This window comes from Flavobacterium sp. PL12, assembly GCF_039123485.1.
Classification (GTDB): domain Bacteria; phylum Bacteroidota; class Bacteroidia; order Flavobacteriales; family Flavobacteriaceae; genus Flavobacterium; species Flavobacterium weaverense.
This window is the reverse complement of sequence record NZ_JBANDI010000005.1, coordinates 84,912-97,289: the sequence shown is the minus strand read 5'-3', so window position 1 is coordinate 97,289 and position 12,378 is coordinate 84,912. Positions and strand designations below refer to the sequence as shown.

Annotated in this window: 12 protein-coding genes; 3 read left to right on the top strand and 9 right to left on the bottom strand. The window is 31.9% G+C overall.

What is annotated here, in order from left to right:
- Positions 1–263: 263 nt before the first annotated feature.
- The 3 genes from RCH19_RS04000 to RCH19_RS03990 form a co-directional block, all read right to left on the bottom strand.
- Positions 264–467, bottom strand: coding sequence for a hypothetical protein (locus tag RCH19_RS04000; protein WP_343022137.1), 204 nt, complete (start codon positions 465–467; stop codon positions 264–266).
- A 176-nt stretch (positions 468–643) separates the two neighbouring features.
- Entirely contained in the window at positions 644–1,681 is a 1,038-nt protein-coding gene (locus RCH19_RS03995; protein ID WP_343022136.1) for an OmpA family protein, read from the bottom strand.
- A 558-nt stretch (positions 1,682–2,239) separates the two neighbouring features.
- The gene (locus RCH19_RS03990; RefSeq protein ID WP_121925603.1) at positions 2,240–3,700 is read right to left on the bottom strand and encodes a TonB-dependent receptor; all 1,461 of its coding nucleotides are present in this window, start codon (positions 3,698–3,700) and stop codon (positions 2,240–2,242) included.
- Positions 3,701–3,794: 94 nt separating this feature from the next.
- On the opposite strand from RCH19_RS03990, the gene RCH19_RS03985 reads away from it, so the two are divergent.
- Positions 3,795–4,559, top strand: coding sequence for an MBL fold metallo-hydrolase (locus tag RCH19_RS03985; RefSeq protein WP_343022135.1), 765 nt, complete (start codon positions 3,795–3,797; stop codon positions 4,557–4,559).
- Positions 4,560–4,572: 13 nt separating this feature from the next.
- Entirely contained in the window at positions 4,573–5,079 is a 507-nt protein-coding gene (locus tag RCH19_RS03980; RefSeq protein WP_343022134.1) for a hypothetical protein, read from the top strand.
- Positions 5,080–5,140: 61 nt separating this feature from the next.
- Here RCH19_RS03980 and RCH19_RS03975 read toward each other — a convergent pair whose 3' ends face one another.
- From RCH19_RS03975 to RCH19_RS03955, 5 genes are all read right to left on the bottom strand, one after another.
- On the bottom strand, positions 5,141–5,791 hold the full coding sequence (locus RCH19_RS03975; RefSeq protein ID WP_343022133.1) for an alpha/beta fold hydrolase: 651 nt from the start codon (positions 5,789–5,791) through the stop codon (positions 5,141–5,143).
- A 70-nt stretch (positions 5,792–5,861) separates the two neighbouring features.
- Positions 5,862–6,188, bottom strand: a complete 327-nt coding sequence (locus tag RCH19_RS03970; RefSeq protein ID WP_343022132.1) for a hypothetical protein — start codon at positions 6,186–6,188, stop codon at positions 5,862–5,864.
- A 4-nt stretch (positions 6,189–6,192) separates the two neighbouring features.
- The gene (locus RCH19_RS03965) at positions 6,193–7,446 is read right to left on the bottom strand and encodes a dihydroorotase (RefSeq protein ID WP_343022131.1); all 1,254 of its coding nucleotides are present in this window, start codon (positions 7,444–7,446) and stop codon (positions 6,193–6,195) included.
- 31 nt (positions 7,447–7,477) lie between these two features.
- Positions 7,478–8,917, bottom strand: a complete 1,440-nt coding sequence (locus tag RCH19_RS03960) for a hypothetical protein (RefSeq protein WP_343022130.1) — start codon at positions 8,915–8,917, stop codon at positions 7,478–7,480.
- Positions 8,918–8,995: 78 nt separating this feature from the next.
- Entirely contained in the window at positions 8,996–9,406 is a 411-nt protein-coding gene (locus RCH19_RS03955) for a BatA domain-containing protein (protein WP_343022129.1), read from the bottom strand.
- Positions 9,407–9,587: 181 nt separating this feature from the next.
- Between RCH19_RS03955 and RCH19_RS03950 the strand changes: the two genes are divergently transcribed.
- Positions 9,588–10,700: a lactonase family protein gene (locus RCH19_RS03950; protein ID WP_343022128.1), complete on the top strand. Its 1,113-nt coding sequence runs from the start codon at positions 9,588–9,590 to the stop codon at positions 10,698–10,700.
- A 127-nt stretch (positions 10,701–10,827) separates the two neighbouring features.
- Here RCH19_RS03950 and RCH19_RS03945 read toward each other — a convergent pair whose 3' ends face one another.
- Positions 10,828–12,180 (bottom strand): DEAD/DEAH box helicase, encoded by a 1,353-nt coding sequence (locus tag RCH19_RS03945; RefSeq protein WP_121925595.1) that lies wholly within the window; start codon positions 12,178–12,180, stop codon positions 10,828–10,830.
- Between the last annotated feature and the right edge of the window lie 198 nt (positions 12,181–12,378).

Below are 12,378 nucleotides of genomic sequence, written 5' to 3'. Positions count from 1 at the left end.
AATCGAGTATTAAAAATAATATTAATTATTCAAGCAATTCAACCTATGTGGTTTTTAAAACCGCATAGGTTTTAATTTAATATTCAGTTAAGTACTAAGCTAATTTTTGATCATTATTACTTAATAATTTTATGTTTTATTTTATCAGCAGTCATTGATGCCACTAGGAACCCTGCAAGCGTCTAAACTAAATTGCTCTGTTATTTCTGGGGTATAAGCTGACAAATTAAATATTATTTTGTAATGTGCGATTTAAAAAGTTTCTATTTAGTACTTGAGGTCAATTCATTTTGAACATTTTTTCTCAATTGAAAAGACATCAGTAAACCAAAAAAAACAGCAGAAGATATAAACTTTAATAATTGAAAATCTTTGCCATTGTAGAAATCAAAAGCTGCGCTCAGAACGCTAAAGCTTAAGCCTAAAGTTAGTATATATTTAATTATTAATAATATTTTAGTTTTCATAATACATACTATTTATAAAGGTGATAGTTGAGATTTTCAAAATAGTGTAAAATTTTTGATTGCTCCTGCAATTCCGAGTCTTGTAATTCAATTTTAAATAATCAGATACAAATTTGTTTGCACACTAGCATCCGTACTGTTTTTATATTTGACACTAATTTACAAGTTGAATTTTATTAAAATTTAACTAATTCTACTCTTCGATTTTTTGCTTTGTTTGCTTCACTGTCATTTTTAACTAATGTTTTCTCAGCTCCATAACCTATGGCTTTTAATCTTGCTTTATCAATTCCATTTTTAACTAATTCTTTTAAAACTGTACTAGCACGATCTGAAGATAGTTGCTTGTTTTTAGTTGCAATTCCAGAGTTATCTGTGTGACCTTCAATAGATAATTTAAGCTTTGGATTTGATTTTAAAAGTAGGATGATTTCCTCTACAATTGTTTTACCATCGGATTTAAGTGATGCTTTGTCGGTGTCAAAATTGATGTTTAAAATAGATTTACCATTTAAATCAAGATCGGTTTTCATCTGGTTTGCAGTAATTTTAGTTACCGCAAGCGTTTTCAAGTTGGCTTTTTCAAGTATTGTTATTCTGCCGCTCTCATCGTTCATTAAATAATACTGAATCCATATTTCCTTATCTCTCGTTTTTATTACATACGTTTTTATGTCATCTAGCATATTAAAATCAAGAGAATATCCGTAATGTTTTTCAATTAATTCCTTATTTCCAATTCTCTCAATTTCAGATTTCGGTATCGTAACATCATTTACTTGCACTCCTCCTAATGCTGAAATCGCTTCTTCGTAGCTTTTACCGACTATTAAACTATTGAATCGTTTTCCGTCGCTTCGGTCCTTTTCAATATTTACTTTAAAACTTTTTCCTTCAACTGGAATTAGCTTGCCATTAACTGCAAAATATTCTTTGTCAAAATCGCGAATATCATTTGGACTTATCTGTTTCTCATATCCGTAAGTGTAAGTTTCTGGCGGATTTAAATAAGGGAAAACACCAATATCAGCAGTTGATTCTTCAATGCTATTTATATCAAAATCCTGAATTGCAGTTGTTCCTGTTGACTTGGATAATGTGTCTGTAGTTTTTGATTGCTCTGTAGAAGTTCCTTCTGCGTTTTCTTTATCTACCTGTTTATTACAAGATAAAACAAGTAAAGTAATTGCTATAGTTAAAAACGTTTTCTTCATTTAATTTCTATTAATTTCATTCAAATTGATGTAACCTCGATTTTTATAACCAAATTGTATGTATAATTATCTTCCATTATTACTAATCAAATGTAGTAAAATAATTGAATTTGATCATGTTAAGAAATCAGCATGTTTCGCAATTCTCTTTTTTTTGATTTTCATTTGTAAGAAAGTTTTTCTCTTCTATTTAGGTATTAAAATAGAATCATTTCCGTTAGCAAAATATAGGTTTGCTGTTATTGATTAATTCATTTCAAAATTCTCAAAGAAAGTGGCAATGCTTTTTTGTGTTGGTATCGATTACTCATTCGTTTTAGAATAAATTTCTATACGTGTCTTGCCCCAGACAGCAGCGGCAGCCCTGATTGAATAGCCATGTTGTTACGGAAGTAGTAAAGCGACCAAAGGAAGCTCTTGCTGCGACCTCGTAAAACAAGGTTATGAGTGAAGGCTATAGCGTATTGCTGGAATAGGCCTTAAAAATGAAAAAAGCCAAGAAAGTAAAATGTACTTCTTGGCTTCTCTATTTTAAAATTTGCAACTATAGCTTTTATTCTAGTTTACTTCTTTTAGAACTTTATTTGGTTCAAATCCAAAGAGTTGGTGCTCTTTTATAATTTCTGCAATACCTGCTGGAAGCATTATTTCCCAACCCGGTTTACCATTGTTAATCATATTCAATACTTCACGAGAAAACACATCTAGAATAGCTGCGTCGTAGTCATCAATATCGACCACTTTTCCATTAAACTTGAAGAATTTATATAATTCTTTCATTCTAGGATGAACTTTTAAATTTTCAGAAGTTATTATTTCTCCATCTTCACCTATCATTGGATACAAAAACACTTTCATATCACGGTAGAATAATTTTCCGAAAGCTTCCAGAATACCACCACTTAAATGACGATAATATTTCTCATCAAATATGTCTACCAAATTGTTTACTCCCATGGCTAATCCCATTCTCGCCTTAGTATAATTAGAGAAGTATTCCACAACTTTATAATATTCTTGGAAATTAGAAATCATGACGGTTTGTCCCAGCGAACACAGAAGCTCCGCTCGATCCATGAAATCTCTTTCGTCAATTTCACCATCTGAACGAAGGTTTGATAGTGTAATTTCGAAAACAACTAAAGTATTTTCTTTCTCAACTTTATTTTCATTCAGGAACATCTTTAACGACTTCTCATACATATCCATGTTCACCTTAGTTACTGGACGGAAACTTCCTCTAAAAGCAAGGATGTTCTTTTTGTATAAAATCGCTGCAGGTAAAATGTTTTTTCCATCAGGATTAAACATAACGGCATCGGTCATTCCGTTTTTAACAAGTTGTAAACTCATTAAACGATTGTCGACATCTGCAAATCTTGGCCCTGAGAAATTTATGGTATCAATTTCTAGTTGGTCTTTATCTAAGTGATCGTATAAGTAACGCAATAAACGTTTAGGATCATTGTATTTATAGAATGCTCCATATATTAAATTTACACCAAGAATACCAAGAGTTTCTTGTTGCAAACGAACGTCTGTTTCCTTAAAACGTATGTGAAGCATGATTTCGTTGTAATCCTCGTCTGGCTCTATTTGGTAACTGATACCAACCCATCCGTGACCTTTAAACTGTTTAGCAAAATCTATCGTAGCGACAGTATTTGCGTAACTAAAAAACATTTTATTAGGATGTTTTTCTCTGCTTAAACGTTGCTCAATTAAATTTACTTCATGAGACAGCATTTTTTTTAATCGGCTTTCGGTCACGTAACGTCCATCTTCCTCAATTCCGTAAACAGCATCACTAAAATCCTTGTCATAGGCTGACATTGCCTTTGCAATTGTATTAGAAGAACCTCCAGCTCTAAAAAAATGCCTTACAGTTTCTTGCCCTGCTCCAATTTCTGCAAAAGTTCCATAAATGTTCTCATTCAGATTGATACGGAGTGCTTTATCGTTTACCGAAGGGATTTGTTCGATGATTCGATCCCCTTTTAATTTTATTTCTGTGTCCATTTTTATTTAATATGGCTAATATGTTGCAAAGTTAATGAAATAGGCTTCTAAAGAAAGAGAATTAACCCTATTTTTGTAAATAAAAACAAGAGCGTTGAAGGTATATTTTTTAGGAACTGGTACGTCACAAGGTATTCCCGTTATAGGGAGTAATCATCCAGTATGTAAAAGTAGCGATCTAAAAGATAAAAGGCTGAGAGTCTCAATATGGATTTCTTGGGAAAACTATTCCTTTATTATTGACTGTGGGCCAGATTTTAGGCAGCAAATGTTGATCTCTAATTGTCCCAAAGTAGATGGAATTTTGTTTACACATGAGCATTCAGATCACACTGCAGGAATTGACGATATCAGACCTTTCAATTTTAAGCAAGGTGAGATTCCTATCTTTGGTCACCAGCGCGTAATTGATAATCTTCGACGACGTTTTGAATACGTTTTTGCAACAGTTAATAAGTATCCTGGAGCACCTTCTATTGCAACGATAGAAGTCAAAAACAACTTGCCATTTTCCATTGGAAATAAAACGGCCATTCCAATAAATGTTATGCATGGTAATCTACAAGTTTTTGGCTATAGAATTGATGATTTTGCTTATTTGACTGATGTAAAAACAGTTGAAGAAAGTGAAGTAATGAAACTTAAAAATTTAAAAGTTCTTGTTATAAATGCTTTGCGAGAGGAAGCTCATGACATGCATTTTAATTTGCAAGAAGCGCTAGATTTTATAACTTTGGTCCAGCCAGAGAAGGCTTATCTCACACACATCAGTCATATAATGGGATTTCATGAAGAGGTTCAAAAAAAGCTTCCTAAAAATGTATTCCTTGCATATGATAATTTAGAAATTATTATATAATTCCATAAAAAAAATGAAAAAATCTTTATTCCTTTATCTTACTATTCTTGCCGTACTGACAACGCTTTTCACTTATATGTTTTTAAGTAAAGAAGTTAAATTTCAAGAAGAACGATATAAGAGAACTACGACTAAGTTGAGAGATAGTATCGATCTTGTTACCACTAAATTAGCCGATGCTAATTATTTTTCTTTAGAAAATAATGACAACGCACAAAATTATTTTGATTCTTCCAATGATTCTAAATCAGTAAAATATCAAGAACTAATTCCTATTGTTACTGAAAAGCTTTTAGACTACAACTCAAATCCAAAAGGCAATCCGTACACGGGTCAAGACCAAATAGGTAAGAATAAATTCATTATTAATAAAGTGAAAATACTGAATCACAGATGGATTATCGCTGATTATAGTGATGGAGAAATTTGGGGAGAAGTTTTGTTAAAATATTTTGTCAATGAAGACAAAACGATAGCTTTTGAAGTGAATCAGTCTTTACTGTATCAAAAGCATAATTAGATCTAATAAAGTTCAATCGCAGTAATCAGAAATTGAGATCTGAAAACTGCGATTGATTCTTCTACTTTTGGTTCACTAACCAATTTTTAAAATCGTAAAAATTTTGCGGTGCAACTCCGTGACCTATTGGATACTCCTTGTAAGTAACAGCCACGCCGAGGTTTTCTAAAATAGCAGGCGTTTTTCGTGCCCAATCTACTGGAATTACTTGATCTACTGTTCCATGCGAAGCAAATATTCTTAAATTTGATAAGGTATTTTTTAGGTAGTCATCCGCAACGATGTCTAGATTTAAGTATCCACTCATCGCAACAACTTGCTGTACTTTTTCTGGATAGGATAATGCCACTGCATAACTTAAAATTGATCCTTGGCTAAAGCCAATTAATGATACATTAGTTGCATCAATAGGATAGTTTTGAACTAATTCATCAATGAATTTAGCAATCAAATCTCTCGAAGTTTTAGCTTGTTCGTTATCTGAAAATTTATTTTGATCTGCATCAAAGTTTATTGCGTACCAAGCATAACTTCCATATTGCATATCATAGGGCGCGCGCGCTGATATAATATAATATTCTTCTGGCAATTCTTCTGCAAACGAGAATAAATCAGCTTCATTGCTGCCATAACCGTGTAAAAGTAAAAGAAGTGGGTTTTTATCTAATTTTACTTTTGGTTCACGAATTTTGTATTCTAAAGATAATTTCATTTTTGTATTTTTTTATAATCTCAAGCAATATTTTAAAGTCGAGAAAGATAAGAGACTTTTAAGTTAAAATTTAAGATATGCTTGAAAGCCACTTTTGAAAATAATTTCCTAATAATGGAACTGGTTTTGTTTCCCCCTTTATTGCGCTTGTAATTCCGTAAGACCAAAGCACAAGTACGAAAATCCACATTGGTGCAGAAATCATCATGCTATCAAAATTACTGATAACTAGTCCTAATGATATGAAGGTTAAAGTAATTCCTAAACCTTGTCTAATATGAAATGAAGCAAATGCGTTCTTGTCTTCTGAATTCATTGACATAGCAATAAACACACCTATTCCTAATATATAACTAGTAATAGCTGCCGTTTTTCCTGTTTCTATAGTTTCATTCATTTTATTATGCTAAAATTAATTGTCCTTGGTTTAAAATACCATGAACTTTTCCTTGTATTTCTGTTCCCAGAAAAGCTGAATTTTTCGATTTTGAAAGTATATTCACTTTTGTAAAAACACTTTTTGATTTTGGATTAAATAAAGTCATATTTGCTTTTGACCCTTCATTAATCGTTTGAATTTCGATTCCAAACCTTGCTTTTCCGGAAGTTAATTTATCAACCACTACTTCTAGTGGTAAAACAGTCATTAATGCACCAAAAGCGCTTTCAAGACCAATTGTACCATTTTTAGCACCGTCAAACTCCATCTTTTTATGCTCGATATCGATAGGATTATGATCTGAAGTAATCATGTCTATTGTGCCATCTTTTATACCTTTCAGCAACGCTTTTCTATCCGAATCTGTTCGCAGAGGTGGTGAAACTTTAAATCGTGTATCAAAACCCTCTAACTTTTCATCTGTCAGGACAAGATGATGAACCGCTACACTACAACTTACGTTCAATCCATTGGATTTAGCGTCTTTAATTAGTTGCACTGATTTTTTTGTAGAGACCGTTGGAATATGTAGTTTTCCTCCGGTATATTCGAGTAAAAATAAATTTCTTGCAATTTGTAATTCTTCTGCTAAATTCGGATTTCCTTTTAGTCCTAATCTTGTAGAAACAATTCCTTCGTTAGCTACGCCATTTCCTTTTATATTTTCATCCTGCGAAAAAGCGATAGTTAGTCCATCAAAATCTTGTACGTATTGTAAAGCGATTTTAAGAAGATTAGCATTGTCTAAACTTTTATTATAGTCTCCAAAAGCAATTGCACCTGCCTTTTTCATGTCAAATAATTCCGCCATATCTTTACCTGCGCTCTCTTTAGTCAAAGCACCTATAGGATAAAGTTGAGTTGCAAATCCTGAAGCTTTGTTCAAAACAAAATTTACTTGAGACTGATTGTCAATAATAGGATAGGAGTTAGGTTGCAATGCTATTGCTGTAAAACCACTTTTTGCTGCCGTTGAAAGTCCGTTTGCAATAGTTTCACGATCTTCAAAACCTGGTTCACCTAGTGAAACGCTACTGTCAAACCAACCTTGTGAGACATGTAGATTATCAAATTTCAATTCTTCTACAGCTTCAGAATTTGGAAGCGATGTCCCTATTTTTTCTATTAAACCATCAACAATTAAAATATCTACAGTCTTGTTGTGAAAAGGACTTTGAGAATCGATAATTTTGGCGTCTCTGATGATTAACTTCATATTTAATTTTTAATTATTTGAACTTCGTTATTTATTTCACGAATCTTATAATTGCCATTTCTGTAATTAGAAATAACAGTGCAAAGATAACAAACCATTTCCAAATTTGATTATCCGTTCGGTCCGTTTGTAAGTTGTCGAATAGCGATTTTATAGATTCGACTGTTTTGTAGTTTGATAAAAGATTTTGAGAACTTAAAGTCAAATCACTTTCTGATCTATCGTAATTAAAGCTAATATTTTCTATTCTTTCTTTTTTATTAAAAATAGTATAATTTCCAGCTTGAGTAGGACTGTTATTAAAAGTCATTTTTATCTTATTAGTTAAAATTTGTTGCAGCGGAATAAATTTGTTTTCATCTCCCTTTACCACTAAAATATCATCTTTATTAAGGGTGACGTTAGTCAGGTGGGAATTACTATTTCCTACTATTAGAGCATTCACGCCACTATTTTGATTCTGCATTGCCAGCTTATAGAAAGTGGGTACAATTAGAGGTGACTGCTGGAAATTTGAATTCTCCACATTTAAAGGCGCTGAGAAAACTGCAATTTGTCCAATTGCATTATTAATCGAGGTTAAAAAAGTGCTTTGATCCTCGTGTGACAATATTGCTGGAGTTGTATTTGTCAATGAAAATGATTTGTTAGTTTTTGGATATTGGAAATTAACAACTTTCTTCTCAAAAACGTTACTGTAAATTGGATGATTGAAGTTAATTTTCGTTATCAATTTTTCTTTATTTTCTAATGAATTAAATTTAAGATTACCAAAATTAGACAGCAAGGAATTTAAATTTGAAATCGAGCATAGCGCTGAAGGAATTACAACAAGGTTTCCTCCTTTCTTTATAAAAGATATTAAAGTAGTAATTAATGCTTGCGGGATATCATCTACTTCATTCAAAACTATAACATCTTGCTCTTCTAGTTTATTATAGTCTAAAGAGATTAACGTACTACTTTCAAATGTGAATTCATCAGCAGTATAAATACGGCTGAGAAAATTATTTTTTACAGCTTCCCCAATGCTTATAACATTAACTTTCTTTGGCTTAGAGATGCTGAAATAGTATTTATTATCATAAGGAAGGCCATTGTCTTCAATCGAGGCATAACCGTGAAAATCAGTTTTTGGAATAGTAAAGTTGATATTTTTCTTTATATTTTCTAAAGTGACAGTCGTCTTGGCAATTAATGATTTGTTATTGTAGAGAGAAATAGGCGTCGGTTCAAAATTATTACCGTATCCTGATAATTGGATACTAATTTCGTAAAAATTATCTAATGTCTTTTGAATAAGTACGCTGTCGAGTGAAACATTGTTTTTAGGAACTGCTTTTTCGATAATAAATGTAGCAACGTTTTTATCACCGATATTTTTTAATTGTTTCTGGTCGATGCCAATACCATCTGTTATGATTACGATGTCTTTTTTTAAAGCGGTTTTATGTGCTTTCAGTTTGGCCATTATATTATCTAATTTAAAAGGGCTTGCGCTGTACTGTAAATTCTGTAATTCGCTGCGAATTGATTTAATATCAGTATTTCAATAATTATCTGAATTTGTAAGTAAGGAGAAATTTACTTTTTCTGGAGTTTCTTCAAGTAATTCTTGTACAGCTCTTTTGAGTAATTCCCCTTTTTTTCCTTTTGCTTGCATACTAAAGGAATTATCTAGTATTATGTACAATTCATTGCTTGCGTTTTTACTGTCTTTAGATTCAAAAAACGGTTGCGCAAAAGCTACGATGATACAAAAAAGTAATAGTAGGCGAGAGGCTAGAAGTAACCACTTTTTTATTCTTGAACTTTTTCTACTTTGAATGGAAAGTGCTTTCAGGAACCGAACGTTAGTGAAATATTCTTTTTTGAAACGTCTTAATTGGAATAGGTGCACCAGAATTGGAACAATTAATGCGAAAAGAAAATATAAAATTTCGGGATGTTTAAAATGCATTCTGAGTTTGTATTAACTTCTCTGATTCATAATTTGAATGAATCTTATTGAATTATATCAGCCAAAAATACAAATTTGTTTATAGTTTTAGATTAAGTTGTTATAAATTTTCAAACTATAGACTATTTGATTTTCTATTTAAATATAATGTTTATTTTAGCTTTTTAATAATTCGACAAACATGAAAAATTCGGTTGCCTTTCTTCTATTTATTTTTACAATTGCAAGCGCGCAAGCTCAAAAAAACAAGTCTAATTTGTTAATTGGTACATACACTACTAAGTGCGATAGTAAAGGGATCTATGTTTATGATTTTGATGCTAAAACAGGAAATTTTAATTTTAAAAATAGTACAGAAAACGTAATCAACCCAAGTTTTTTAAGTATTTCAAGTGACAATAAATACATCTACTCTGTCAATGAAAACGGTGATAAAAGTACAGTAAGCGCATTCGATTATAAGTCTTCTTCAGGGAAAATGGATCTAATAAACATTGAAAGTGCTAAAGGTGCTGATCCTTGTTATATCATTAATGATAAAAAAAATGTAATAGTTGCTAATTATTCAAGTGGAAGTATTTCTGTTTTTGGCCGTAATAATGATGGAAGTATTACTAAGGCAAAACAAATAGTTCAACATAATACTGAATTAAGTCAAACTCAAAAACCAAAAGTACCGCATGCACATATGGTTAGCTTTTCTCCTGATAAAAAATATCTTTTGGCAACCGATTTAGGTATCGATAAAATATATTCCTACGAGTATGACCCAAATGCTACAGACCTAATTTTGAAAAAAAAAGATAGTATTTTAGCGAAATTAGGGAGTGGTCCAAGACATTTAACCTTTAGCAAAAATGGAAAATTTGTTTATTTGCTGCAGGAAAATGATGGTACAGTTACAGTTTTTAGGTATTTAAAAGGAACTCTTGAAAAAATAGAAGAAAACACAGTCGTATCAAAAGATTTCAAAGGAACCAATGGCGCTGCTGATATTCATATTTCGCCTGACGGTAAATTTTTGTACGCAACTAATCGCGGAACTGCTAATGATATTTCAATTTTTAAAATACTAAAAAATGGGAAATTAGAAAAAAAGGAACAAACTTCTACGGGAGGAAACGGACCTAGAAGTTTTGCAATAGATCCAACTGGAAAATTTCTTTTAATAGCACATCAATACACAAACGATGTTGTAATTTTTAAACGAAATAAAACTACAGGAAGCTTAACAGATACAGGTAAGAAAATCACATTGTGTGCTCCAGTATGTTTGGTTTTTGGGAAGAAGTAGGTGTGAGTTATCAGTGTTCGGTCAGCAGTACTAAGTAGGTAGTGGGCCGAAACAACTATTTAGTGTTCAGTTTACTTTCTGAACACTAAATAACTGAGCACTGAACACTATTTTTTTCTGAACACTATTATTTATTCTTATCTTTTCTTTTCTTGTCTCTAGTCTTTAACATGTTTCTATTAACAGAACCATGTGTTTTTTTCTTAGTTACACCAGGACCTCCAAGATTGACTTTCTTGTTTTTTTTACTTTTTTCTTGAAAAGCACCATCTCCATCAAGTTTTTGCTTTTTCATCATAAACTTCATCGGTTGTCTGTCTTTTTCAGGCTCGATTAATTTTGATGAAATTTCAACTGTTTCAGGGAATTCTTCAATTGATAATTCCGTATTCATTAATACTTCAATCTCTACTTTGTATTCTTCTTCACGAGGCGCAACAAAGCTTATCGCAGTTCCTTTCGCATCAGCACGACCGGTTCTACCTATTCTGTGCATATACAATTCAGGAAGTTCAGGCATTTCAAAGTTGATGACATGAGTAATATTGGAAATATCCAATCCTCTCGCCATAATATCAGTTGTAATCAATCCACGAAGATTACCTTCTTGAAACGAAGCCATTGTACTTAAACGATAATTTTGAGATTTGTTAGAGTGAATTACTCCAAACTGGTCTTCAAATTCTTCTTCGATGCGTTCTTGTACTAAATCAGCAATTTTTTTATTATTTACAAATACTAACACGCGACTCATGTCTTCGTTATTGTGCAGTAAATGTTTTAATAAATTTATTTTAGTGTTGAAATTCGGTGCTTGGAATGTAATTTGTTTAATGTTTTCTAATGGTGTTCCAGATGCTGAAAGCGTAACTTCTTCAGGATAATCAAAGAAATCATTCAAAATTGCATCTACTTCATCCGTCATAGTTGCCGAAAACAATATGTTTTGACGTTTTTTTGGCATCATAGCCAAAATAGAAGTCAGTTGCGTACGAAATCCTAAGTTCAACATTTCGTCAAACTCATCGATTACAAGTTTCTGCATTTCTTCAAAACGGATAACATTATCCAATGTTAAATCCATGATTCTTCCCGGAGTTCCCACAAGGATATCACAACCAGTATAAACGGTTGTTTTTTGAGTGTTGATGTTTACTCCTCCAAAAATTCCAATTGTTCTAACAGACATGTATTTAGTCAGTTTTTCCACTTCCTCAACAACTTGAACAACTAGTTCACGCGTAGGAACAAGAATAACAATTTTTGGTGTGTGACCAGGAGTGAACTTATACAGTTTTAATAGAGGCAATAGGTATGCAAATGTTTTTCCTGTACCCGTTTGAGCGATTCCCATCATATCTCTACCAGACATAATCACAGAAAAAGTTTTTTCCTGAATTGGAGTCGGTGTTGTAAATCCTAAATCGTCAATTGCTTTTTGTACGGATTTAGGAAGATTGAATTGCTCAAAAGTAGTCATTTGCTTAAATTTTTTGCAAATATAGTCTTTTTGAAAGTAATGCTGAATATCAATTTAGTGTTACGTTTTGAAATATAAATTGTCAAGTTTTGAAGTTGCTGATTTAATAGTAAAGTTAGTATTCTAAAAAGTAAATAATTGAGTGTAGCATAAATTTGTAATGATTTGCTCTAATTATTTTCTTAAAACAACTATTAT

Coding starts and splice junctions, on each gene's coding strand:
- RCH19_RS03980 (WP_343022134.1), top strand. CDS start 4,573: ATGAAAAAATCTTTATTCCTTTATCTTACTATTCTTGCCGTACTGACA.
- RCH19_RS03955 (WP_343022129.1), bottom strand. CDS start 9,406: ATGCATTTTAAACATCCCGAAATTTTATATTTTCTTTTCGCATTAATT.
- RCH19_RS03960 (WP_343022130.1), bottom strand. CDS start 8,917: ATGGCCAAACTGAAAGCACATAAAACCGCTTTAAAAAAAGACATCGTA.
- RCH19_RS03995 (WP_343022136.1), bottom strand. CDS start 1,681: ATGAAGAAAACGTTTTTAACTATAGCAATTACTTTACTTGTTTTATCT.
- RCH19_RS03945 (WP_121925595.1), bottom strand. CDS start 12,180: ATGACTACTTTTGAGCAATTCAATCTTCCTAAATCCGTACAAAAAGCA.
- RCH19_RS03975 (WP_343022133.1), bottom strand. CDS start 5,791: ATGAAATTATCTTTAGAATACAAAATTCGTGAACCAAAAGTAAAATTA.
- RCH19_RS03990 (WP_121925603.1), bottom strand. CDS start 3,700: ATGGACACAGAAATAAAATTAAAAGGGGATCGAATCATCGAACAAATC.
- RCH19_RS03970 (WP_343022132.1), bottom strand. CDS start 6,188: ATGAATGAAACTATAGAAACAGGAAAAACGGCAGCTATTACTAGTTAT.
- RCH19_RS03950 (WP_343022128.1), top strand. CDS start 9,588: ATGAAAAATTCGGTTGCCTTTCTTCTATTTATTTTTACAATTGCAAGC.
- RCH19_RS04000 (WP_343022137.1), bottom strand. CDS start 467: ATGAAAACTAAAATATTATTAATAATTAAATATATACTAACTTTAGGC.
- RCH19_RS03965 (WP_343022131.1), bottom strand. CDS start 7,446: ATGAAGTTAATCATCAGAGACGCCAAAATTATCGATTCTCAAAGTCCT.